Annotated in this window: 25 protein-coding genes; 14 read left to right on the forward strand and 11 right to left on the reverse strand. The window is 67.1% G+C overall.

Annotated elements, in window-relative coordinates; translation table 11 throughout:
- The first annotated feature begins 34 nt into the window (after positions 1–34).
- The gene (gene phyR / locus ACW170_RS06660) at positions 35–829 is read left to right on the forward strand and encodes an anti-anti sigma factor/receiver protein PhyR (RefSeq protein WP_492088869.1); all 795 of its coding nucleotides are present in this window, start codon (positions 35–37) and stop codon (positions 827–829) included.
- 65 nt (positions 830–894) lie between these two features.
- On the opposite strand, the gene ACW170_RS06665 is transcribed toward phyR, so the two are convergent.
- Positions 895–1,203 (reverse strand): hypothetical protein, encoded by a 309-nt coding sequence (locus tag ACW170_RS06665; protein ID WP_492088870.1) that lies wholly within the window; start codon positions 1,201–1,203, stop codon positions 895–897.
- Between the two features lie 385 nt (positions 1,204–1,588).
- Here ACW170_RS06665 and ACW170_RS06670 point away from each other — a divergent pair, with 385 nt between their 5' ends.
- On the forward strand, positions 1,589–2,617 hold the full coding sequence (locus ACW170_RS06670; protein ID WP_492088871.1) for an NADP-dependent oxidoreductase: 1,029 nt from the start codon (positions 1,589–1,591) through the stop codon (positions 2,615–2,617).
- A gap of 9 nt (positions 2,618–2,626) precedes the next feature.
- Entirely contained in the window at positions 2,627–3,034 is a 408-nt protein-coding gene (locus tag ACW170_RS06675; protein WP_492088872.1) for an acyl dehydratase, read from the forward strand.
- Positions 3,035–3,090: 56 nt separating this feature from the next.
- Here the strand turns inward: ACW170_RS06675 and ACW170_RS06680 are convergent, their stop codons facing one another.
- Both ACW170_RS06680 and ACW170_RS06685 read right to left on the reverse strand, forming a co-directional pair.
- Positions 3,091–3,867 (reverse strand): SapC family protein, encoded by a 777-nt coding sequence (locus tag ACW170_RS06680; RefSeq protein ID WP_492027256.1) that lies wholly within the window; start codon positions 3,865–3,867, stop codon positions 3,091–3,093.
- Positions 3,868–3,977: 110 nt separating this feature from the next.
- Positions 3,978–6,020, reverse strand: coding sequence for a TonB-dependent receptor (locus tag ACW170_RS06685; protein ID WP_492088873.1), 2,043 nt, complete (start codon positions 6,018–6,020; stop codon positions 3,978–3,980).
- 107 nt (positions 6,021–6,127) lie between these two features.
- Between ACW170_RS06685 and ACW170_RS06690 the strand changes: the two genes are divergently transcribed.
- The 7 genes from ACW170_RS06690 to ACW170_RS06720 all read left to right on the forward strand — a co-directional run bounded on the left by ACW170_RS06690 (position 6,128) and on the right by ACW170_RS06720 (position 11,912).
- On the forward strand, positions 6,128–6,625 hold the full coding sequence (locus ACW170_RS06690; RefSeq protein WP_492088874.1) for a Fur family transcriptional regulator: 498 nt from the start codon (positions 6,128–6,130) through the stop codon (positions 6,623–6,625).
- Positions 6,626–6,627: 2 nt separating this feature from the next.
- Positions 6,628–7,518, forward strand: a complete 891-nt coding sequence (locus tag ACW170_RS06695) for an alpha/beta fold hydrolase (RefSeq protein ID WP_492088875.1) — start codon at positions 6,628–6,630, stop codon at positions 7,516–7,518.
- Between the two features lie 185 nt (positions 7,519–7,703).
- Positions 7,704–8,282 (forward strand): nicotinate-nucleotide adenylyltransferase, encoded by a 579-nt coding sequence (locus ACW170_RS06700; RefSeq protein WP_492089144.1) that lies wholly within the window; start codon positions 7,704–7,706, stop codon positions 8,280–8,282.
- Positions 8,283–8,415: 133 nt separating this feature from the next.
- Positions 8,416–8,841, forward strand: a complete 426-nt coding sequence (gene rsfS, locus ACW170_RS06705; protein ID WP_492088876.1) for a ribosome silencing factor — start codon at positions 8,416–8,418, stop codon at positions 8,839–8,841.
- A 4-nt stretch (positions 8,842–8,845) separates the two neighbouring features.
- Positions 8,846–9,310 (forward strand): 23S rRNA (pseudouridine(1915)-N(3))-methyltransferase RlmH, encoded by a 465-nt coding sequence (gene rlmH / locus ACW170_RS06710; RefSeq protein WP_492088877.1) that lies wholly within the window; start codon positions 8,846–8,848, stop codon positions 9,308–9,310.
- Position 9,311: 1 nt separating this feature from the next.
- Complete coding sequence (locus tag ACW170_RS06715; RefSeq protein ID WP_492088878.1) at positions 9,312–10,391, forward strand: murein hydrolase activator EnvC family protein; 1,080 nt, start codon at positions 9,312–9,314, stop codon at positions 10,389–10,391.
- A 138-nt stretch (positions 10,392–10,529) separates the two neighbouring features.
- Positions 10,530–11,912 carry a S41 family peptidase gene (locus tag ACW170_RS06720; protein ID WP_492088879.1) on the forward strand — a complete coding sequence of 461 codons (1,383 nt, stop codon included), beginning with the start codon at positions 10,530–10,532 and terminating at the stop codon, positions 11,910–11,912.
- A 24-nt stretch (positions 11,913–11,936) separates the two neighbouring features.
- Here the strand turns inward: ACW170_RS06720 and ACW170_RS06725 are convergent, their stop codons facing one another.
- Positions 11,937–12,452 (reverse strand): hypothetical protein, encoded by a 516-nt coding sequence (locus tag ACW170_RS06725; protein WP_492088880.1) that lies wholly within the window; start codon positions 12,450–12,452, stop codon positions 11,937–11,939.
- 384 nt (positions 12,453–12,836) lie between these two features.
- On the opposite strand from ACW170_RS06725, the gene ffh reads away from it, so the two are divergent.
- The 4 genes from ffh (at position 12,837) to ACW170_RS06745 (ending at position 16,335) form a co-directional block, all read left to right on the forward strand.
- Positions 12,837–14,384 (forward strand): signal recognition particle protein, encoded by a 1,548-nt coding sequence (gene ffh / locus ACW170_RS06730; RefSeq protein ID WP_492088881.1) that lies wholly within the window; start codon positions 12,837–12,839, stop codon positions 14,382–14,384.
- A 24-nt stretch (positions 14,385–14,408) separates the two neighbouring features.
- Positions 14,409–14,957 carry a 30S ribosomal protein S16 gene (gene rpsP, locus ACW170_RS06735; RefSeq protein WP_492088882.1) on the forward strand — a complete coding sequence of 183 codons (549 nt, stop codon included), beginning with the start codon at positions 14,409–14,411 and terminating at the stop codon, positions 14,955–14,957.
- A 69-nt stretch (positions 14,958–15,026) separates the two neighbouring features.
- Positions 15,027–15,554: a ribosome maturation factor RimM gene (gene rimM, locus ACW170_RS06740; RefSeq protein WP_492088883.1), complete on the forward strand. Its 528-nt coding sequence runs from the start codon at positions 15,027–15,029 to the stop codon at positions 15,552–15,554.
- 79 nt (positions 15,555–15,633) lie between these two features.
- Positions 15,634–16,335, forward strand: a complete 702-nt coding sequence (locus ACW170_RS06745; protein WP_492088884.1) for a glutathione S-transferase N-terminal domain-containing protein — start codon at positions 15,634–15,636, stop codon at positions 16,333–16,335.
- On the opposite strand, the gene ACW170_RS06750 is transcribed toward ACW170_RS06745, so the two are convergent.
- From ACW170_RS06750 to phnC, 7 genes are all read right to left on the reverse strand, one after another.
- The gene (locus tag ACW170_RS06750) at positions 16,332–17,513 is read right to left on the reverse strand and encodes a benzoate/H(+) symporter BenE family transporter (protein WP_492088885.1); all 1,182 of its coding nucleotides are present in this window, start codon (positions 17,511–17,513) and stop codon (positions 16,332–16,334) included. The genes ACW170_RS06745 and ACW170_RS06750 overlap by 4 nt on opposite strands.
- 43 nt (positions 17,514–17,556) lie before the next feature.
- Positions 17,557–18,354, reverse strand: coding sequence for an enoyl-ACP reductase FabI (locus ACW170_RS06755; RefSeq protein ID WP_492089145.1), 798 nt, complete (start codon positions 18,352–18,354; stop codon positions 17,557–17,559).
- Between the two features lie 101 nt (positions 18,355–18,455).
- Complete coding sequence (gene galU / locus ACW170_RS06760) at positions 18,456–19,334, reverse strand: UTP--glucose-1-phosphate uridylyltransferase GalU (protein WP_492088886.1); 879 nt, start codon at positions 19,332–19,334, stop codon at positions 18,456–18,458.
- Between the two features lie 86 nt (positions 19,335–19,420).
- Entirely contained in the window at positions 19,421–20,488 is a 1,068-nt protein-coding gene (locus ACW170_RS06765; protein ID WP_492088887.1) for a substrate-binding domain-containing protein, read from the reverse strand.
- A 96-nt stretch (positions 20,489–20,584) separates the two neighbouring features.
- Entirely contained in the window at positions 20,585–21,454 is an 870-nt protein-coding gene (gene phnE, locus ACW170_RS06770) for a phosphonate ABC transporter, permease protein PhnE (RefSeq protein WP_492089147.1), read from the reverse strand.
- A gap of 17 nt (positions 21,455–21,471) precedes the next feature.
- Complete coding sequence (gene phnD / locus ACW170_RS06775) at positions 21,472–22,500, reverse strand: phosphate/phosphite/phosphonate ABC transporter substrate-binding protein (RefSeq protein ID WP_492088888.1); 1,029 nt, start codon at positions 22,498–22,500, stop codon at positions 21,472–21,474.
- Entirely contained in the window at positions 22,497–23,306 is an 810-nt protein-coding gene (phnC, locus tag ACW170_RS06780; RefSeq protein ID WP_267515367.1) for a phosphonate ABC transporter ATP-binding protein, read from the reverse strand. The genes phnD and phnC overlap by 4 nt, the downstream gene beginning before the upstream one ends.
- Positions 23,307–23,405: the final 99 nt, after the last annotated feature.

The following is a 23,405-nucleotide window of genomic DNA, read 5'->3' on the forward strand; positions in this document are numbered from 1 at the left end:
GACGATCCAGCGAATTTTGTCGGGGACTGACTATATGAGCCTTCTGGCCAGACTTGCGCCGCATCTTCCTTACGTCCGTCGCTATGCGCGGGCGCTCACCGGCGATCAGGCGACGGGAGACAACTATGTGCGTGTCGCGTTGGAGGCCCTGGCCGCCGGCGAGCAGCAGCTTTCGCCGGAGATGACGCCGCGGGTTGCGCTCTATCACGTCTTCCACGCCATCTGGTCCTCGACCGGCGCTCAGCTTGAGGACGGGATCGGCGCCGAGGGCGGTTCGGACGCCTCCAGCCGTCTGTTGCGCATCGCGCCCCGGTCTCGCCAGGCCTTCCTACTGACTGCGCTTGAGGGCTTCACGCCCTCCGAGGCCGCCCAGATCCTATCCGCCGATGCGCGGGACGTGGAGCGGCTGATCGCCGACGCCCAGTCGGACATCGACGCCGAACTGGCGACCGACGTCCTGGTGATCGAGGACGAGGCCATCATTTCGGCCGACATCCAGAGCCTTGTGAAGGAACTGGGACACCGCGTCACCGGCGCCGCCACCACGCACGAGGAAGCGATCGAGGCTGTCGCGCGTCACAAGCCCGGCCTGGTCCTGGCCGACATCCAACTCGCCGACGGATCGTCCGGCATCGACGCGGTCAAGGAAATCCTTAAGAGCATGGATGTGCCGGTGATCTTCATCACCGCCTTCCCGGAGCGCCTGCTGACCGGGGAGCGGCCCGAACCGACCTTCCTGATCACCAAGCCCTTCCAGCCGGAGACGGTGAAGGCGGCGATCAGCCAGGCGCTGTTCTTCCATCCCTCGCGCCAAAAGCAGGCCGCCTAAGGTCCCTTGGGCCGCCATAGGTGACGATGAGCCCCGGTCACGTCGACCGGGGCTTTTTTCTGGGTTCAGCTGGACGGTTGAGTGGGAGCGTTGACATTGGGCGCCTCGCCCGTGGGGACGGGGCGCGGCTCGCCGTTCGGTCCTGTGGGGGCGTCTGCAGCAGGAGGCGTCGCCGCGTCTCCGCTGAAGGCGCGCGCATCCACCGCCTGATCGCCGTCATTGGCGTTGGTTTGCGACAGGCCGCCTTGGCTGAAGAACCAAATCAGGGCCAGCAGCAAGGCTGCGCCGCCCAGCGACGCGATCAGGATTATCAGGATACGCGAGCCGGACCGGCCCTGCCGGGTTGATTGCGCATCGACTCCTTGGCGCGCCACCGCCGCGTCGCCAGGGTTTGCTTGGGGATCTCGCTCTGCCATCTTTGCCTCCCGATTGGTGTTCAGATGGACACAACGCCCCCTCGGTAACGGCGTTCCGAAATCGTTGCCGACCGAGGGCTGATCTACGGCTGTTCGCCCGGAGCCAAAAAATCCTCTGATCGTGGGGAACCGCTGTTCCTAAGCGCCGTTACGGGTTTGCGGAGGCGGCGACGCCCCCCGACTTGAGATTGGCGAAAGCCAATCTGTCGCCTCCGCGCCTCATTCTCGATGATGCCACTTCAAGGCGGCCCTCAGGGGTCGCCTTTTTCTTTGCGGCGGGCCTCGACCGTCGCGCGAGACCGGGCCACCATGGTCCTCAAAGAAAACTTGCGGAGGATAGACGATGACCTCGAACGGAAAGACCAATCGCCAATGGGTGCTGCGCCAGCGACCCAAGGGCCTGATCCAGCCGGGCGACCTCGAACTGGTCGAGGGCCCGATCCCCGACATCAAGGAGTCCGAGGTGCTGGTCCGCACCCTCTATCTGTCGCTGGATCCGACCAACCGCACCTGGATGAACGATTCCGAAGGCTATTTGCCGCCGGTCGGCCTGGGCGAGGTGATGCGCGGCCTGACGCTGGGGGTTGTCGAGCACAGCCGCTCGGATCGGTTCAAGGTCGGGGATCTGGTCATGCCGGCTTCGGGCGGCTGGGCCGACTACGCCGTCGTGCCGGAGGGCGGGCTTCGGCCGGTGCATCGCGCGCCCGGCCTGCCGCTGACCGCCAATATGTCCGTGCTGGGCATGACGGGACTGACCGCCTATTTCGGCGTCACTGATGTGTTGAAGGCCAAGGCGGGCGAGACGCTGGTCATCTCGGCCGCAGCGGGCGCCGTCGGCTCCATCGCCGGCCAGATCGCCAAACAGCGCGGCTGCCGCGTCATCGGCATCGCCGGCGGACCCGCGAAATGCGCCTGGTTGACCGATGAACTCGGTTTCGACGCCGCTATCGACTACAAGAACGAGGATGTCGGCGAGGCGCTGGACCGCCTGGCGCCGGACGGAATCGATCTGAATTTCGAGAACGTCGGCGGCGACATCATGATCGCCGTGTTCAACCGGCTGAAGGTGCACGGACGGATGGCGGTCTGCGGTCTGGTCTCATCCTACAACGCCACCAAGGCGCCGCCGTCGCCGAACTTCGCCCGGATCATCACCCATCGGCTGAACGTCCAGGGCTTCCTGGTGCTCGACTACGCTCCCCGCGCCCGTGAAATGGTCGCCGAGATGGGGCCTTGGCTGGCGGATGGGCGGGTCAAGTGGAAGGTTCACGTCGATGACGGGCTGGAAGGGGCGCTCGACTCGCTGAACCGCTTGTTCACCGGCGATCATGACGGCAAGTTGCTCGTTCGCGTTTCCGAAGAACCCGCCTGAAGGATTGCCATGAGCGCCCCCCTGCTCGTCCACTATGAGGATCTGGAGACAGGGCAGGTGGTGCCGCTGGGCGCCTGCGCCGTCGATACTGCGGCGCTTGACGTCTTCGTCGAACGGTTCTCGCCCGGCTGGGACACCGCCTACGGCGCGCCTGACGCCATGGTCTATGTTCTGTGGAGCCGCCTGGCCGCCGAGAAATCCGGCGGCTGGGCCCAGACCAAGGTCTTGGCCGTGGACGGCCTGCGTTTCATGCGTAATCCGCCGCCTGGCGAGTTGCTGCGCGGCCGTATGACGGTGATGGGCAAGGACCCGGTCGGCGATGAAAAGGGGATCGTGATCGCGTCGCACGACCTGCTGGACGAGGCGGGGCGGCTGGTGTTCTCCTGCCTGACCCGAGCCCTGTTCGCGCGACGCTGAAACAAAAAACGCCCCGCCGGCGGACCGGCGGGGCGCTTGTTCTCGATGCCGAGGTCTTAGTTGACCGTGCCCGGCGCCTGGCGAAGGAAGGCCAGGGCGATCAGACGGTCCCAACCCAGCAGCGACACCAGGTGGGCGTAGATCTGGCCCAGGGCGCCATTGTCGCGCAGCTCGGCCAGCTTCTCGGCCGGCAGGGCCTTCAGCTTGTCTTCCGACACGGCGTAGTATTCGGCCAGCTTCTGCGGCGCGCCGGGCGTGCCGTCCGGGTTGCGCGGCGTGAACACGGCTTCACGGACGTCCAGCAGGTCCAGGTCCTGGATCAGCTTGACGAAGGCTTCGGTGCGCTGGCGCTCTTGTTCGAAGTTGTTGCAGAACTCCATCGCCATGGTCGTGTAGTCGCTGGCCTGACCATTGACGAACAGCGGGTTCTGGCCGCCTTCGGCGACGATCGGCGAGCCGCGGTCGATGCACAGGATCAGGCGCTGGTTCTGCTTGTCGTCGGCGAAGACGAACGGATAGCGGCGCACATAGGCGGGGATATAGGCGTCGGGGCGGAACTCGCCGTCGGCGGCCACGAACAGGTTCTCGCCCTGGCGCAGGCCCATGACCACGACCGGTTGGCGGTTTTCGCCGGTGAAGATGACCGGATAGGACAGGGCGGCGGCGGCGAATTCGGTCACCGTCAGCGGCACGACATTGGTCTGGGCCACGAAGGCGTAGGGCTTATCGGCCGGGTTGACGCCCAGCCCGCCGTGCTGGACCGGATCCAGCGGCTCGGGCTTGGTGTAGAAGAGGACATTGCCTTCGAGCGGCGAGTTGGTCGTGTCGGTCATGAGAAGCCAGGCACTCTGGAATTGATTGAGGCGGGCCTTCTAGCCCAAGCCTGCCTCAGCGGCAAACGGCCTCACGGACGGGGGGATTCCGTGAGGCCGTGCCGACAGGGTCAGAAGGCGTAGGTGACGCCGACGCGCAGGTTCCGGCCGGGCAGGGGGGCGATATCCTTCAGGAACGAGGTGTGCTCGCGCGCCTCTTCGTCGGTCAGATTATGCGCCTCGGCGAAGACGGTGATCTCCTTGTCGGCGAACGGACGCACCGCGCCCCGCAGATTGACCATCGTATAGGCGTCGGTGGGCAGTTCATTGTCGGACAGACGATCCTGCTCGCCGACGTGACGAACCTCTCCGGCCAGGTCCCACATGCGCGATGTCCAGGCCAGGCGGGCGGTGGCGGACCACGGCGGGATGCGCGCGGCCGGCCCCAGGTCGGTGTCCGCCTTGACGTAGTCCGCCGCGCCTTCCAGCGACAGTTTGCGGTCGCCGCTCTGCCACAGGGCGTAGGCGGCCTCGGCCTCGAAGCCCTGGAAGTCGGCGTCGGTCTGGACGAACTGATAGATCGGGAAGAACTCGTCCTCTTCCTCGAAATAGAAGTCGTCGCCCGTCGCGCGTTCGTCGATGAAGCCGTCGTACCAGGACTTGTAGACGTGCAGGTCGCCGGTGAAACGGCCGCGGTCATAGTGGACCGTGCCCTCTAGGGTGGTGACCTTTTCGGTGTCCAGGTTCACGTCGCCGGTCTCATAGGCGGCGGTGGCGATGTGGACGCCGTCGGCGAACAGTTCGACTTCGCTGGGCGCGCGCTCGGTGCGCGACAGGCTCAGGCCCAGGAACAGACCGGCCTGCGGACGCAGGAAGGCGGCCGCGCTGGCCGACCAGTTGTCGAACTCGCGCTCGACCTCGGCCGTCTCGCCCAGAGGCGTGGCGGTCAGGGTGCGGCGGTCGTAGCGCAGGCCGCCTTCGAAGCCGTAGCGGCCCAGGTCATAGCGCTGGACGGTGTACAGGCCCTGTTCCTCGATCTTGACGGTCGGGACGAAGGCTTCCTCGCCGATGGCCTCGAAATTACGCTCCAGGGCCTGGACGCCGATGGCGCCGTTCCAGCCGTTCTGCTCGCGCTGGACCAGTTCGCCGCGCGTTTCCCAGCCGTCCGAGTTGAACACGGTGCCCGGCTCGCCCGGTCCTTCAAACTCGGTGTGGGTGTAGTCGGCGTGGCCGTACGAGGCGCGGACTTTGGCGAAGGGGCCGGTGTCGAAGCGGTACTCGCCGCGTCCGTCCCAGCGTTCCTGTTCCAGGTTGATGAAGACTTCCGGCTCGGCGACGGTGCCGTATTCGCTTTCGGTCGATTTATAGGACAGGCCGACGAAGCCCTTGTCGGCGATGTACGACCCGCCGACGCCCCAGGCGTTCAGTTCGGACCAGGAGTTGGGCTGCGTGCCGCCGTCGCCGCGCGGCTCGCCGTCGCTGTCGGCCAAGATCTGCGAGCGGGCGGGCGAGGGGATGTCGTAGTCGTCGGTCTTGCGGGTCACGCCGCTGACGTTGAAGGCGAACCGGCCGACGCCGACCGTGGCGTGGCCCGAGGCGCCGCGTCCGTCGTCGACGCTGGAATACTGGGTCGAGACCCGGCCCTCGATCCCGCCTTCCGGCAGTGTCTCGGGGATTCGGTCGTCGATGATGTTGACTACCCCGCCGATGGCGGAGCCGCCATAGACCAGGGTCGCCGGTCCGCGTACGATCTCGATGCGGTGGGCTTCGCCGGGATCGGTGGCGACGGCGTGGTCGGGCGACACCGAACTGGCGTCGATCTGGCCCAGGCCGTTGGTCAGCACCTGAACGCGCGGCCCCGACAGGCCCCGGATCACCGGCCGGCTGGCGCCCGGCGCGAAATCAGTTGAGCGAATGCCTGGCATGCCGTTGACCAGATCCCCCAGCGAGGTGGCGGGGGCGATGGCCAGCTTCTGCTCGTCCAGAACGTCGGTGGCGATGGTGGTGGCGCGTTGCGTCACGCCAAACGGGGTCGCGGTGACGATGATGTCATCGACGGTGGTGGGCTGAGTCTCGGCGGTTTGGGCGAAGGCGGCGCCGCCCAGACCGCTGGAGGCTAGGGCGCTCCAGGCGACGGCGGACAGCAGTAGAGGACGGGTGACGAAGGGACGCATGGACGGCCTACTTTCGGGGAGAGATGATATTCTGTTATGAGATAACATCACGAGGCGTCAAGCCGTGATCTGTTGCGGTGACGCCGGTCAGCGACTAGCTGTGGCCCATGAGTTCCACCTGCGACCATGACCACGACCATTCCGGCTTGCACGGCGCGGCCCTGGCGCTCGCGCTGCAGGGCGCAGAGGCGCGCATGGCCGAGGCGGGGGAGCGGATGACGGCCCCTCGTCGTCGGGTTCTGTCCCTGCTGCTGGAAACCGGCGAGCCGGTGAAGGCCTATGATCTGATCGCCCGGTTCGGCGAGGACGGCCAGGCGGCCAAGCCGCCGACCGTCTATCGCGCGCTGGAGTTTCTCGAACGCCAGGGGATGGCGCACCGGATCGCCTCCATCAGCGCCTATGTCGCCTGTTCGGGCAGCGCCGCGAACGGGTCGGCGCCCCACGCCGCCGCCTTCCTGATCTGCGACTGCTGCGGCGCGACGCGCGAGATCGCCGGCCCGGACCAGGGTTCCATCGACGCCGCCGCCGCCAGCGCCGGCTATGCGATCACGCGCACCACGATCGAGGCGCACGGCCTGTGCCTGGCCTGCCGCGAGGCGGGCTGATCATGGACGTCGCCCGGATGTCAGCCCCGCGTCGGCTCAGCGTCCCCATTGAAAATCATTGGGGCGGCGGCCTGATGTCGGTGCTGGATTTCGGCGATCCCGAACGGCCGGTCGATCTGATCTTTTCGCACGCGAACGGCTTCAACGCCGCCACCTATCGCACCATGCTGTCGCCCCTGTCCGCCTCACTGCGCATCTGGGCGCCGGATCTTCGCGGCCACGGGGGCTCAAGCCTGCCGATCTTCGCCCGGCCCAAGGCCAGCTGGCTGGATCATCGCGACGACCTCCTGTCCTTGCTGGACGCCCTGGACGGCCCTCCGGTCGTCCTCGCCGGCCATTCGATGGGCGGCACGGCCTCGCTGCTGGCGGCCGCGGAACGCCCCGACCGGGTCTCCAGCCTGGTCCTGTTCGATCCGGTGATCTGGAAACGCTCGACCTTCCTGATCTTCAACCTGCCTTTCGCGCATCGCCTGCTGGCGGGCATACCCATAGCCAAGGCCACGCGCCGCCGTCGGGCCCTGTTCGACAGCCGCGAGCAGGCCCTGGCCGCCTATCGCGGGCGCGGCGCTTTCCAGGGTTGGCCGGACATGGTCCTGGCCGACTATCTGTCGGAAGGCCTGGTCGAAACGGATGAGGGCTATAGGCTCGCCGCCGATCCCGCCTGGGAGGCCGCCAACTATGCGGCCCAGGCGCACGATCCCTGGCGCGCCCTGCGCCGCTATCCCGGGCCCACGCGAATTCTGAAGGCCGAACGCGGCGCCCTGACCTTCGTCCCCACGTCGCCCCGAGGTCTGCATCATGTGAAGGTCGAGGTCGTGACGGACGCCGGCCACCTCTTCCCCATGACCCACGCCGACGTCGCCCGCGACGCCCTGTTCGAGGCCGCGGTATAGATCGGGGCGGCGTCCGTTCGCGGGGAGAAATCGGTATGCGGACCATCGCCCGCCATGATAAGGGCGCCGCTGAGCATAACTCCCCCGAGACGCCCCGCTTGTCCTTCTTTCACGCCGGTCCCGCGCCCAAAGGCGCCGGCCCCCGAACCGGGGGCTTGCGAGACGGTCTGATCCTGACGCCGGGGATGAAGGTCGGTCTGTTCGGCGGCTCCTTCAATCCGGCCCACGACGGTCACGCCCATGTGGCCGAGACGGCGATGCGCCGCCTGGGTCTCGACCGGGTCGTCTGGCTGGTCTCGCCGCAAAATCCTTTGAAGGACGCCCGCCATAGCGCCCCATTGTCCGACCGGATGGCTTCGGCGCGGGAACACGCGCACGGCCCGTCGATGATCATTTCGGACTTCGAGGCCCGCACAGGCGTGGCCTGGACCGTCGACACCCTGCGCCTGCTGGTGGCCCGGCATCCCGGCGTCCATTTCGTGTGGCTGATGGGGTCCGACAATCTGGCCAGCTTCCACCGCTGGAGAGGCTGGACCGACATCATGCGGCTGATGCCGGTGGCGGTGATCGCCCGGCCGGGGTCGCTGCTGGACAGCCGCACGGCGCCGGCGGCCGCGCGCTTCGCCGGTTTCCGTATTCCAGCCCAGCAGGCGGGCCTGTTGCCGACCCTGGCGGCGCCGGCCTGGACCTATCTGACGGCGCCGCTGAATCCCCTGTCTTCGACGGCGATCCGAACCGCGAAAGGGCGACGCGCGGGCTCGTGATCAGGCCGGCGGTTCACGTTCCGGCCCATTCGTGCTAGAGGACTGCTTTAGTCAACGCTCCTGGAGCCCTCCGCTGACCCCCTCGCCCGCGTATGATACGCAAGACGCCGCCGTTTCGAACACGGCGCACGAGATGGATGCTATCGAACCTCTCCATTCCGAAGACGGATCTGAACCCTCCCTGGCTTTCGGCGATTCCGCCCCGCGCCCGGTCGGCTCCACGCCGCTAGAAGAAGCCCTGCTGAGCCGCCTCGACGAGGACAAGGCCCAGGACATGGTCCTGATCGACCTCAAGGGCAAAAGCGCCATGGCCGACACCATGATCGTTGCTTCAGGCCGTTCGCACCGTCACGTCGGCGCCATCGCCGACCACCTGCTGCGCACCCTGAAGGAACAGGGTCTGGGCAAGGCCAAGGTCGAGGGCCTGCCGCACTGCGACTGGGTCCTGATCGACGCCGGCGACGTGATCGTGCACCTGTTCCGCCCGGAAGTGCGCACCTTCTACAATATCGAGAAGATCTGGGCGGTCGATTCCGCCCACCGCATGGTCCGCGACTAAGACCGTGAAGCTGAGCATCGTCGCCATCGGCCGGCCGGGCCGGGGGCCTGAGGCGACGCTCGCCGACGACTATGCCCGGCGCGCCACCCTTGCGGGACGCGCGCTGGGCCTCGGTCCCCTCGAACTGATAGACCTCGAGGCCCGCAAGCCGGGCAAGGCGCCGGAGGCCGAGCTGATCCTCGCCGCCGCCGAAGGCGCGCACTTGATCGCCTGCGACGAGCGCGGCAAGACCTATGGCTCGCGCGCCTTCGCCGACCATATCGCCAAACTGCGCGACCAGGGCGAACGCCGGCTGGTCTTCGCCATCGGCGGAGCCGACGGGCTGGACGAGATCGTGCGCGCCGCCGCAGCCTCGACCCTGGCCTTCGGTCCCCAGACCTGGCCCCACGCCCTGGCCCGCGCCATGTTGGCCGAACAACTGTATCGGGCGGTTACCATCCTGGCCGGATCACCCTATCATCGCGACTGACATGGGTCGCGCCGCCACACTTTCCCTCGCCCTGCTGACGGGCCTCGTCCTCGCCGCCCCCGCCGCAGGTCGGCAGGCGCCCGAGAGCGAACTGGGGCGCATTCAGGCCGAATATCGCGATGAGGCGGTGCGGGCGCGCCGCCTGCGCGCAGACGCCGAGGCGGCCAAGGACGAACTGGCGCAGCTCGAGCGCCGGCTGGCCGCCCTTCGCGCCGACGAACAGACTGACGACCGCCAGATCGAGGATCAGCGCGCCCGCCTTCAGCAGCTCAGCGCGCGTGAGGCCGAACTGGTCACCAATCTGGCCCGTGAACGCGGCGCCCAGGGCCGACTGCTCAGCGCCCTGCAGATGATGAGCCGCCGCCCGCCGCCCCCTCTGCTGGTCCCGGCGGACAAGGCGATCGACACTGTGCGCGCCTCTATCCTGCTGAAGGCCATGACGCCGGATCTGGAAAAACGTGCGAAAGCCCTGGCCGACCGTCAGGCGGAGATCATGCGCATCCGCCGTCTTGCCGTCCTGTCGTCCGAGCGGCTGCTGACCACCGAAAGCGCCCAGGGCGATCGTCGCGCGGAGATCGAGGGTCTGACCGCGCGCAAGACCGCCCTGACCGCCGTCCTCAACGCCGAGGCCCGCGCCGCCGAGCGGGCCACGCGTGTGCTGGAAAACCGCATCCGCGAGCTGGGGGGCGCCGTGCCCGCCGCCGAGCCGGCCGAGGCCGCCCCCGCTCGCCTTCCCGCCGGCCGCAGCCGTCTCAGTTCACCGGTCCAGGGCGCGCCCAGTCAGACCTGGGGGCCGGGAACCTCCGGTTGGCGCTGGCGCGCAGACCGAGCGTCCGTGGTGGCGCCCGCCGACGCCAAGGTCGCTTATGCCGGACCTCTGACCGGCTGGGGGCAGGTGGTGATCCTGGACTTGGGTCCCGGTTGGCGGGCGGTGATCGCAGGGCTGGAGAGTGTTGATGTGACGCCGGACGCTCGTGTCGCCGACGGCCAGTCCCTGGGTCGCAGCGGCCCCGACGGCGACGTCTATTTCGAGCTGCGACGCGAGGAACGCCCCATCGACCCGGGTCCCTGGCTGCAATGACCCGCAATAGAGCTTTGCAATCCGCCCTGACGCTGATTTTATCGGCATGACGCCGCGTCGCCACGATTCCGTCGTGTCTGCGGGGCCTTACCTTCCCAACGGGCGCCCGTCATGATCGGCCCGACCGAAAGAGACCGAATGCGTAAACTGCTCCTCGTCGGCTGCGCCGCCCTGGTTCTCGGCGGCTCCGCCGCCGTCGCCACCAGCCAGACGCCTCGCAACGAAACCTTCCGCATGCTGGAGCTGTTCGGCGACGTTGTGGGTATCGTCGAGCAGGCCTATGTGGTCCCGGTCGACAACAAGAAGCTGATCGAGGCCGCCCTGGCCGGCATGATGACGGCGCTCGACCCTCATTCCAACTATCTGGCGCCGTCCAACTATGACGATCTGCGCGAGCGCACCGAGGGCCAGTATTCCGGCGTCGGCCTGACCATCACCTCCGAAGGCGGGATGGTGAAGGTCATCTCGCCGATGGACGAAAGCCCCGCCGCCAAGGCCGGGGTCCAGGCCGGCGACGTCATTTCCTCCATCGAAGGCCAGAACGCGGCGGGCCTGACCGTCACCCAGGTGTCCGAGAAGCTGCGTGGCGCGGCCGGCACCAGCGTTCGCGTCACCTTCCTGCGCGACGGGGAAGAGCCGCGCGAGGTCGTCCTGACCCGCGAGATCATCAAGGTCCAGTCGGTCACCGGCCGGGTCGAGGGCGATTTCGGCTATCTGCGCGTCTCGACCTTCAACGAGAACACCGGCCGCGAACTGACCGAAGCCATCGCCAAGATCAAGGCGGAGAAGCCGGGCGTGAAGGGCTATGTCCTGGACCTGCGCAACAACGGCGGCGGCTTGCTGAACGCCGCCATCGACGTGTCCGACGCCTTCCTGGAGCGCGGCGAGATCGTCAGCCAGCGCGGCCGCAAGCCCGAGCAGATCCAGCGCTATTCCGCCAAGCCCGGCGACCTGACCGGCGGCCTGCCGGTGGTGGTCCTGGTCAACTACGGCTCGGCCTCGGCGTCCGAAATTGTCGCCGGCGCCCTGAAAGATCATGAGCGGGCGACCATCGTCGGCCTGACCAGCTTCGGCAAGGGATCGGTCCAGACGGTGATCCCGCTGCGCCAGGGGCGTGACGGCGCCCTGTCGATCACCACGGCCCGCTATTACACCCCGTCCGGCGCCTCGATCCAGAAGATCGGCATCGAGCCGGACCTGGAGGTCGCCCGGTCCGAGGCCGAGGCGCGGATCGTTTCGCGCTCCAGCTTCATCTATTCCGAAGCCGCCTACGCCACCGCCCTGGACTCCTCCATCGGCGCCGAACGCAAGGGGCCGCACATCCCCTATGAGGCGCCGGGCAAGGACTTCGACAAGGAGAAGGACTACCAGCTGCAACGCGCCCTGGACGTCCTTCGCGCCGGCGGCGACCTGTCGAAACTGTCCGCCCCGCCTGAAAACATCGTCGTGACGGCGCCTGGTTCAGAACCGAAGAAAGACGAAACGCCTACGGAGGAGCCGGAGACGCCGGACGAGCCGTAGCACCAGGAGACCTGCCGGCCGCGTCTATAGACAGGCGTTCAGGTCGTCTTGGATGGCCCAGGTCAGATCGCCCAGAAGGCCGCCATTCGGATCGAAGGTCGTGACCAGAGCCTGATGCGACGCGTCTGATCCTCCCCAGGCCTTGAGGGTGTAGTTCGTGCCATGCGTCCCAATGGCAAGGCCCTGCTCCTTGGAGTCGGAGGCATAGGGAGGTGGCGGCCGGAACGCGGCGATCCTTTCCACCGCTCTTCGCACTTGGGGGCAGTCGGATTCGTCGAGCCATGCATCAAAGGACTTGTCGGCCTGTCCCGGGACCCCGTTATGTCGGCGGACGACGTGCGCCACCCAATAGGAGGCGGGGGTGTCGCTGGTTGCGGGATAAGGCGAACGTCGCCAGAATCGGGCCTCCATCCTGTCGCTAACGCCAAACCCGCCCCAGCCGCCTTCCAAAGCGAAGATTTCCCTCTCGCTCCATCCTTGAGGCAAGGGTGGGAGGGCGGGCGAGGTCTGGAGGAGGGTCGCGACAAGAAGGGAAATCATTTCGTTTCCTCGATGGGGTTCCAGACACCCTGCCGTCTGTACGTCCTATCAGAAAGAGGCTCGTTCTGAACACGCTGCGACTTCGCTGGAGCTTGACGGGCTTCTTGCGGACGATGCGAAAGGGAGATTCGACATTCCCCTTGTTTTCCTTCATAAGCCGCCGCTTCCGACGCAAGTGAACCTCGCGTCTCCACCAGCACGACAGCTTTTCTGTTGTGCTATCGCGCTTAGCGTTACTTGAGCACGGCCCTTTCGGGCTCGAGTAGGCCGAAGGCCGGTAGCCCAAAGGAAAGAACGAGGCTGGCGAGAACCCTCCGCCGACGTGATCGTCGCCGGGGGCCGTTGTCGTATGGAGCCGTTTCACCCGTCGCCACGAGGTAGTGAATGTTCGAGGCTCTGAACGAGCGGCTGACAGGCGTCTTCGACCGGATCACCGGCCGCGGCGCCCTGTCCGAAAAGGATGTCGCCGAGGCGATGCGCGAAGTGCGCGTGGCCCTGCTCGAGGCCGACGTCGCCCTGCCGGTCGTCAAGGAATTCATCGCCTTCGCCACCGAACGCGCCACCGGTGAAGAGGTCATCCGTTCGGTCCGCCCCGCCGACCAGGTGGTCAAGATCGTCTATGACGGCCTGATCGAGATGCTGGGCGGCGAAGAGCCGGTCCCGCTCAACACCAACGCCACTCCGCCCGCCGTGGTGCTGATGGCCGGCCTTCAGGGCTCGGGCAAGACCACGACCTCCGCCAAGCTGGCGCTGCGCCTGACCAAGTTTGATCGCAAGAAGGTCATGATGGCCTCGCTGGACACGCGTCGTCCGGCCGCGATGGAACAGCTGGCCCAGCTGGGCAAACAGATCGACGTCGCCGTCCTGCCCATCGTGGCGGGCGAGAGCGCGGTTCAGATCACGCGCCGGGCGCTGCAATCGGCCAAGCTCCAGGGCTTCGACGTCCTGATCCTCGACACCGCCGGCCGCATCACCCTGGACGAGGGGCTGATGAACGAGGTGGCCGAGGTCGCCGAGATCTCCAAGCCTGTCGAGACCCTGCTGGTCGCCGACAGCCTGACCGGCCAGGACGCGGTCCGCACCGCCGCCGCCTTCCACGCCCACCTGCCCCTGACGGGCCTGGTCCTGACCCGCGCTGACGGCGACGGTCGCGGCGGCGCCATGCTGTCGATGCGGGCGGTCACCGGCCTGCCGATCAAATATCTGGGCGCCGGCGAAAAGGTCGATGCGCTGGACGTGTTCGACGCCCGCCGCGTCGCCGGCCGCATCCTGGGGCAGGGCGATATCGTCGCCCTGGTCGAAAAGGCCAGCCAGGACCTGGACCAGGCCAAGGCCGAGAAGATGGCCCGCAAACTGGCCAAGGGCCAGTTCGACCTCGACGACCTGGCCGCTCAGCTGCAGCAGATGAAGCGGATGGGCGGGCTTCAGGGCATCATGGGCATGCTGCCCGGCGTAGCCAAAATGAAGTCCCAGATGGCCGAAAGCGGCGTCGACGACCGCATGATCCTGCGCCAGGAAGCCATCATCTCCTCGATGACCAAGGCCGAGCGCAAGAAGCCCGATCTGCTGAACGCCAGCCGCAAGAAGCGGATCGCCGCCGGCGCCGGCGTCGATGTGCAGGACGTGAACCGGGTTCTGAAACAGCACCGCCAGATGGCCGATGTGGTCAAACAGATGGCGCGCGGCGGCCCCAAGAAGATGCAGCAGATGGCCGCCATGCTGGGCGGTCTCGGCGGCGGGGGCGGCATCCCCGGCATGCCGGGAATGGGCGGCGCCCCCGATCTGAACCGATTGAAGGCCCTGGGCGGCGGCAAGACGCCGGAACCCAGCGCCGACGAACTGAAAGCCATCCAGGACCGGCTCGCCGGCCTGGGTGGCGGACAACTTCCGGGCGGCCTTCCGGGCCTTCCGGGCTTCCCTCCCAAGAAATAACGACTTCCTAGAAAGAGACTGACAATGCTGAAGATTCGTCTGGCCCGCGGCGGCGCCAAGAAGCGCCCCTACTACCACATCGTCATCGCTGACTCGCACTCGCCCCGCGACGGCAAGTTCATCGAGAAGGTCGGCAGCTACAACCCGATGCTGCCCAAGGACGGCGCCACCCCGCGCGTCGCCCTGAAGGTCGAGCGTATCGCCGAATGGCTCGGCAAGGGCGCCCAGCCGACCGACCGCGTCGCCCGTTTCCTGTCGCAGGACGAGACCCTGGGCGCCAAGGTGAAGTGGACCCAGTCCAACAACCCGAACAAGGGCGCTCCCGGCAAGAAGGCGCAAGAGCGCGCCGCCGAACGCGCCCAGCGCGAAGCCGACCGCCTGGAAGCCGAAGCCGCCGCCAAGGTCGAGGCCGCTGAAGCCGCCGCCCGCGCCAAGGAAGAAGCCGCCGCCGCCGCTGCTGCTCCGGCTCCGGTTGCTGAAGAAGCTCCGGCCGAAGAAGCGCCCGCTGCTGAAGCCGCTGCTGAAGAGGCCCCCGCTGCTGAAGAAGCCGCTGAAGAAAAGACCGAAGCCTAAGCTCTTCGGTCTCGACACGATCAAGGCGGCGTCCTTCGACGCCGCCTTTTTCATGCGCTAAGGACGACCATGACCACGGACAGCAGATTGATCCTCGTCGGCCAGATCGGCGGCGGTTTCGGGGTTCGGGGCGAGGTGCGGGTGACCGCCTTCACCGCCGATCCCTTGGCCCTGACCGCCTATGGCCCGCTGATGCGCGCCGATGGGACCGTGGCCCTGACCCTGACCTCGACGCGGCCCGACAAGAACGGCGTCGTCGGCCGGGCCAAGGAGATTGCGACGAAGGAAGAAGCCGACGCCTTGCGCGGCTTGAAACTTTACGTCCCCCGCGACCGCTTCCCGGATCCGGACGAAGACGAATTCTATCTCGCCGACCTGATCGGGGTCGAGGTCCGCGACACGGCGGGCGGGGTCATGGGCACGGTCAAGTCGGTCCAGAATTTCGGGGCCGACGACATGCTGGAAATCGCCCCCGCCACCGGCGGCCCCACCTGGTACCTGCCCTTCACCAAGGAAGCTACGCCCGAGCTGCACCTGGCCGACGGCTGGCTGCTGGCCGTGCCGCCGACCGAGGTGGGCGAGCGCGAGCCGGACTGAGGCGTTTCCGCCCCTGTAGATGTTGCGGATCGGGCGGGCGGCGCCGACATAGGGCTTATCGTAAAGCCGAGGCTGACCCATGACCGCCCTGACCGCCTTCCCGATCACCCGCCGCTGGCCGGCGCAACATCCCGATCGGCTCCAGCTCTATTCCCTGCCGACACCCAATGGCGTGAAGGTCTCGATCATGCTGGAGGAGATCGGCCTGGCCTATGAGCCGCACTTCATCGACATCATGGCCAATGAGACCTGGGGCCCGGAATATCTGTCGCTGAACCCCAACGGCAAGATTCCGGCGATCCTCGATCCCGACGGTCCCGGCGGACAGCCGCTGGCCCTGTTCGAATCCGGCGCCATCCTGATCTATCTGGCGGAGAAGACCGGCAAACTGCTCTCCGCCGATCCCGCGACCCGATACGAGACGATCCAGTGGGTCATGTTCCAGATGGGCGCGATTGGCCCGATGTTCGGCCAGCTGGGCTTCTTCCACAAGTTCGCCGGCAAGGACTATGAGGACAAGCGTCCGCGTGATCGCTACGTCGCCGAAAGCCGCCGCCTGTTGGGCGTGCTGGAAACCCGATTGGAAGGCCGGGACTGGATCGTCGGAGATTACTCCATCGCCGACGTCGCCACCCTGGGCTGGGTCCGCAATCTGATCGGTTTCTATGAGGCGGGCGAGGTCGTCGGCTTTGCGGACTTCCCGCGCGTCGCCGCCTGGCTGGAGCGCGGCCTGGCCCGCCCGGCCGTACAGCGCGGCCTGAACATCCCGGCGCGGGACTAGGCCCGGCGGAGGAAGCGGCCCGCACCCAGGGCCGCGAACCCTACGACCAGCCCCCAAAAGGCGGATCCTACCCCGAACAGGGCCAGTCCCGAGGCCGTCGCCGCAAAGGTCAGGACGGCGGCCTCGCGTGACGGCGCATCGGCCGTCAGGCTCAGCAAGGCGCCGGTCAGGGGCGCAATCAGGGCCAGACCCGTTACGGCCGCCAGTACGGCCGGGGGCATGGCGATGAACAGGCCCGCCAGCGGCGCGGCGAACAGAGCCACGATGAGATAGAAGCCGCCGTATATCACACCGACGATCCAGCGCTGACCCGGATCCGGATGGGCGTCGGGTCCGGTGCAGATCGCCGCTGTGATGGCGGCCAGATTGACCCCGTGCGCCCCGAACGGCGCGGCGACCAGGCTGGCGATCCCGGTGGACAGGATCAGGCGGTTCGCCGGCGGCGGATAGCCGGCGCCCTGCAGCACCACCAACCCCGGCAGGTTCTGCGCCGCCAAGGTCACCAGGAACAGCGGAAAGCCCAGGCTGATCGCGGCCTTCGCATCGAAGGCGGGAATGACAGGCTCCAGCCGGCCAAACAGGCCGGTGCCGACGGGCAGGGCGAGTTGACCTCGCATCGCCAGCACCGCAAAGGCCGCCGCCAGCACGGCGGGCAGGGCCCAGGTCGGCCAGAGCCGCCGGAAGACCAGAAAGACCGCGATCAGGCACAGGGTCAGCGCCGTCTCGTCCGGCACGACCTTGAACAGCCGCAGGACGAAGGGCAGCAGCACCCCCGCCAGCATGGCCGAGGCTATGGCCGACGGGATACGCCCCGCCAGCCGACCCAGCGCCGGGATCAGACCGGTCAGGATCATCAGGACAGCGGAAACGACGAAGGCGCCGACCGCCGTCTGCCACGACAGCCCCAGGGCTGATGCGGCCAGCAGGGCTGCGCCCGGCGTGGACCAAGCCAGGACCACGGGGATCTTCAGCCGCCAGCTCAGCAGGGCGCCGGGAATGCCGATGGCCAGGCACAGCGCCGTGACCATGGAGCCGATCTGGCTGGCGTCCGCGCCCAGGGCCTGCCCCGCCTGCACCACCAGGGCCACCGTGCCCCCGAACCCGATGACAGTCGCCACGGCGGCGGACGAAAAGGCGGAGGCGGGCGGGGCCCGCATGGAAAAGGCCGGAGCAGTCATGCCCCGGCCTTAAACCGTCGCCGTAAAGGGCGAAAGAGCGGGATCAGCCTTCCATGTCGTCCGGCAGGCCGACGGCGTGGAAGCCGGCGTCGACGTGAACGACCTCGCCCGTCGTCGAACGACCCAGGTCCGAGCACAGCCACAGGGCGGCGCCGGCGACGCCCTCCATCGAGGTCTCTTCCTTGATCAGCGAGAACTGGGCGCTCTTGGAGTGCAGGCCGCGCCCGCCCGAGATGCCGGCCAGCGACAGGGTGCGCATGGCGCCGGCCGAGATGGCGTTGACGCGGATGTTCTTGGGCCCCAGGTCGCGCGCGATATAGCGGGTCGCCGCCTCCAGCGCCGCCTTGGCCACGCCCATGGTGTTGTAGTTCGGAATGACCCGCTCGGACCCCAGATAGGTGAGGGTGATCAGGCTGCCGCCGTTCGGCATCAGCTTGGCGGCGCGCTTGGACACGTCCACGAAGCTGAAGGCCGAGATGTTCATGGCCAGAAGGAAGCTGTCGCGCGTGGTGTTGTCGACGAAACTGCCCTTCAGCTCGTCCTTGTTGGCGAAGGCCACCGAGTGAACGACGAAGTCGATCGTGCCAAAGGTCTTTTCCAGCTCGGCGAAGGCGGCGTCCATCGAGGCGTCGTCGGTGACGTCAGCCTGGACCAGCAGCTTGGCGCCGACGCTCTCGGCCAGCGGACGCACGCGACGCTCCAGGCTCTCGCCCAGATAGGTGAAGGCCAGTTCCGCGCCCTGGGCCGCCAGTTGCGAGGCGATGCCCCAGGCGATGGAGCTGGAATTGGCCACGCCCATGATCAGGCCCTTCTTGCCCTTCATGAGGTCGCCGGTCGGCATGTCCCAGCCTTCGGAAGTGGCCATGGTTCGTCTCCTGATGATTTGCCGGGAGGGTTAGCAGGGGTCGGCGCGATCCGGAACCCCTGCGGCCTTCCCTTGCGTCAGAGCAGGGCCGTCACCGCCGCGCGTGCGGCCTCGCCCAGGTCGGGGCGCTTCAGGGCCAGGGCGACATTGGCTTTCAGCAGGCCGATCTTGTCGCCGCAGTCGTGGGTCACGCCTTCGTATTCGACGGCGGTGAACAGCTGGTTGGCCATCAGGCGGGCCATGGCGTCGGTCAGCTGGATCTCGTTGCCGGCGCCGCGTTCCTGGGTCGCCAGCAGGTCGAAGATTTCCGGCTGCAGGATATAGCGGCCCGAGATCGACAGGTTGGACGGCGCCGTGCCCTTGGCCGGCTTTTCGATCATCCCCTTCATGGTGATGCGACGGCCCTCACGGCTGGCCGGATCGACGATACCGTATTTGTGGGTCTCGCTCTCGGGCACGGCCTCGACGCCGATCAGATTGCCGCCGACCTCGTTATAGGCGTCGATCAGCTGCTTCAGCGCACCGGGTCGGCTGTCGACGATGACGTCGGGCAGCAGGACGGCGAAGGGTTCATGACCGATGATGTCGCGGGCGCACCAGACGGCGTGACCCAGACCCTTGGGCGACATCTGGCGGGTGAAGCTCATCTCGCCGGCATTGGGCAGTTCGGCCCGCAGCTGGTCGAGGATCTCGGTCTTGCCCTTGGCTTCCAGCTGGCTTTCCAGCTCGATCTGGTGATCGAAATAGTCCTCGATCGCGCCTTTGGAGCGGCCGGTGACGAAGACGATATGTTCGATCCCGGCCTCGCGGGCTTCTTCGACGATGTAGGAAAGGATCGGCCGATCAACGACGTTCAGCAGTTCCTTCGGCGTGGTCTTCGTGCCGGGGAGGACACGGGTTCCGAGACCGGCGACAGGCAGCACGGCCTTGCGCAGACGCGCGGGCTGAGAAGTCATAGGGTTTTCCTGATTGCTATCCCGCCCCCATCATAACCGACGGATCGGCCGTGGAAAGGGGCGGATAGCTTTCAAGGAGAGCGTTGTTACTTGGCGGGCCGTTGCATCGGCGTCATCGCTGAAACGATGGCGCGTTGAGCGACGAGTTGGTCCTCCGGCAGCGGGATCAGACCACGGTCGGCCAGATAGCCGCCCTTGCCGGCCGAGCCCTCGGACAGGAATTCCTGCACAAACTGCTGAAGCCCGGGGATCACGCCGATATGGGCCTTCTTCACATAGATGTAGAGGCTGCGCGACAGCGGGTATTCGCCGCTGGCGATGGTGTCGGCATTGGGCGTGACGCCGTCGATGGTCTCAGGCTTCACCGTGTCCAGATTCTGCTCCAGGAAGGAATAGCCGAACACGCCCAGCGAACCAGGGGTGCGGGTCAGGGTCTGGACGATGGCGTTGTCGTTCTCGCCCGAGTCGATCCAGGCGCCGTCTTCGCGCAGGGTGTGGGCTAGGGCCTCGAACCGATCTTCGTCGGTTTCCGCTACGGCCGCCGCTGCGGGAACCAGCTTAGCGCCGGGCGTCATGCCCAGTTCCAGGAAGGCGTCGCGGGTGCCCGAGGTGGGCGGCGGGCCATAGACCTGGATGCGTTGGTTCGGCAGGCCGGCGTTGACCTGATTCCAGGTGGTGGCCGGGTTGGCGACGAAGGCGCCGTTCGGTCCGGGAACTTCCTTGGCCAGGCCTTCGTAGATGTCGTTCAGTTCGAAGTTGAAGCTGTTGCCGTTTCGCGCCGTGGCGATGACGATGCCGTCGAAGCCGATCTTTATCTCGACGATTTCGGTCACGCCGTTCTTGGCGCACATGTCGAACTCAGACGCCTTCATCTGACGCGAGGCGTTGGCGATGTCCGGCGTGGTCGGGCCGACGCCCTGGCAGAAGGCCTGGATGCCGCCGCCGGTGCCCAGGGATTCGACGCGCGGCGCGGCGCCGCCCGAAGTCCGTGAAAAGTTTTCCGCGACACGCGTGGCGAAGGGGAAGACGGTGGACGACCCGGCCGCCCAGATCCCCGAACGGGCCGAGGACCCGCCGCCGGACCCGCCGTCGCCGCAGGCCGCCAGAGCCAGAAGCGCGGCTGCCGCCGTCGTCAGTTTCAGTGTGCGGATCATTCTGCGCTCTCCCTGAGCATCGATTTCACGACGTTTAGACCAGACGATTGTGAAGGTTTTTCCCGCGTCCCGGCAGCGAGACGGGAGGCGAAACCGTTACAGCAGGCGCTTGCGCATGACCTGGGACAGGGTGTCGATCAGGGTCACGGCGACAACGATGACGATGGCGATGGCGGCGACGCGGCTATAGTCGAAGGCCTGGATGCTTTCGAACAGGGTCTGGCCGATGCCGCCCGCGCCGATCAGGCCCAGCACGGTGGCCGCGCGGCTGTTGGACTCGAACCGATACAGGGCGAACGAGGTCCACAACGGGGCCACCTGGGGAAAGACGCCCCAAACGATCTCGTGCAGCTTGCCGGCGCCGGTGGCGCGCACGCCTTCGACCGGTCCCTTGTCGATCGACTCGACGGCTTCCGAGAACAGCTTGGCCAGGACACCGCCGGTGTTCAGCGCCAGGGCGAGCACCCCGGCCAGCGGGCCCAGGCCGACGGCGACGATGAACAGGGTGGCGATGACCAGGTCGGGAATCGACCGCAGCAGGTCCATGAACCGGCGCACGACGAAGACCATCCAGCCCGGCGCGATATTGCGCGACGCCATCAGGCTGAGCGGCAGGGCCAGGAAGACGGCCAGGAAGGTGCCCCACAGGGCGATCTGAACCGTCAGCCACATCTGGCCAGCCAGGCTGGTCGTCGGCTGGGTGAAGATATGGGTGAAGGAGGTCCAGAAGTCTCCGGGCGGGAAGATGGCCGCCCAGTCAGGGCGCAGCAGATCCGCGCCATAGGTCGAGATGTTCGACGAGCCCGAGAACAGCCGGCCGAAATTCTGCATGTCCACCTTGCCGAAGCTGGCGATCAGGATGATCGCCAGACCGCCCCACAGCAGGAGGTCGAACAGGGTCGAGGACAGGGACTTGGTCGGGGCTGAGGGCACGGTTCCCGGGGCGACGCCGCCCCGTGCCGCCATGTCTGCGGTGACGTCGGTCAAGGTTGGACCTCGCGCTTGGCGCGCAGAGCAGCCAGGTCGCGCTCGGCGGCGGCCACGCCGGCCTGGTCGTTCTTGGCCTTGGCCTCGCTCAGCTTCTGGTCAGCGACCATCTCACGGACCGGATCCAGGTAGGAATCGTCGGCGGCGCGGAACATCGAATAGTTCAGTCCGGCCAGCACCTGACGCTGGCGGTCGGCTTCGGGGCCCTGGCCCTGGCCGTAGGTCAGGAAGAAGCTGCGCAGCTTTTCCTTCAGCGCCGGGTCCAGGTCCTCGCGGATGACGATGCCCGATTCCGGGATCGGCGGCGACACCCAGATGTCTTCGATCTGCGACGCCAGTTGCGGGTTCTCGCGGCGCATGAAGACCGTGTTGACCGAGTTGGAGGTGGCCACATCGACCACGCCCGTCGCCACGGCGAAGGCGTTGGCCTGGTGGCTCGCCGAACGCACGGTCTTGAAACACTGGTTCGGGACGATGCCGCGCGGATTGAACAGGAAGGTCAGCGGGGCCAGGGTGCCCGAGGTCGACTGGGCGTCGCCGATGCCGAAGTCATACTGCTTGCCGCAGGCCAGCACCTTGTCCAGCGTGATGCCCGAGCCCTTACGCACGACCAGGGTCGAGGTGTAGCTGTCGCGCCCTTCCGGATCGACGATCCGGGCGATCACTTCGCCCTGAGCGCGGTCCACGGCTTCCAGCGCCGGCTTGGCCGAGAACCAGGCCACCTGGGTCTGGTTGAACCGCATGGCTTCGATCAGGACATTATAGTTGCCCGCGAAGAAGGGCTTCACCGGCACGCCGACGGCCTTGGACATGTCGTCGAGCAGCGGCTGCCACAGCGGTCCGGAAGACGCCTGGCCTTCCGCCGACAGGATCGAGAAGGTCAGCTCCGACGGCATGGCTCCGGCGGCCTGTTTTTCATCGCCGCCGCACGAGGCGACGCCCAGCAGCAGGACCGCGGCGCCGGCGGCTGCGAACAGACGACGGGAAAGGGATGTGCGGGCCATAGGGGTGCGGGACGGGCTCATGCCTTGGTCTCCCAGAACGCGTCCTCGAATTCAGGACCGTAGATATCGATCAGGCGCTGGTGATCCAGGCCCGTGGCGGGACCGTCATAGACGATCTTGCCGCCCTGCAACGCGATGACGCGGTCGCAGTAGCGGATGGCGTAGTCGACCTGGTGAAGGGTGACGATCACCCCCATGCCGTCGCGCTTGTTCAGTTCGACCAGCAGTTCCATCACCTTGCGGGCCGAAACCGGGTCCAGCGAGGCGACCGGCTCGTCGGCCAGAATGGCCTTGGCCCCCTGGACGATGGCGCGGGCGATGGCGCCGCGCTGCTGCTGTCCGCCCGAAAGCGTATTGGCGCGTTGGCCGGCGTAGTCGCTGACTCCGACCCGGTGCAGGGCCGCCATGGCGCGGTCCTTGTCGGCTTGGGGCCACAGGCCCAGCAGGCCTTGCCAGGCCGGCAGACGCCCCAAGGCGCCCAGCATGACATTGGCGAACAGGCTCAGGCGGCCGACCAGATTGAACTGCTGGAAGATCATGCCCAGCTTGCCGCGCGCCTTGCGCACGGCGCCGGTGACGCGACCGTCCTTCTGAACCGTCTCGCCGAAGACGCTGATCGTCCCTTGGCCGGGGTCGATGGACTGAAGCCCGGTGATGGAGCGCAGAAGCGTGGACTTGCCGGATCCCGACGGGCCGATCAGGGCGACCATCTCGCCCGAGGCGACGGAAATCGAGACGCCGTCCAGCGCCTTTCTCGATCCGAAGGTCTTCGACACGTCACGCGCCAGGACTAGCCCGGGGGCGACGGCGGCTGCGGATGAACTCATGAACTCGCTGGGAGGCTGTGGCGAACGGGCGCCGCATGACGCGATAGGCGCGTTTGGGCAAGTCTTAATCGCACGTCGGGCGCGACCTCGTCCAGACCC

The sequence above is a fragment of the Brevundimonas sp. FV2ps16 genome (genome assembly GCF_058681075.1).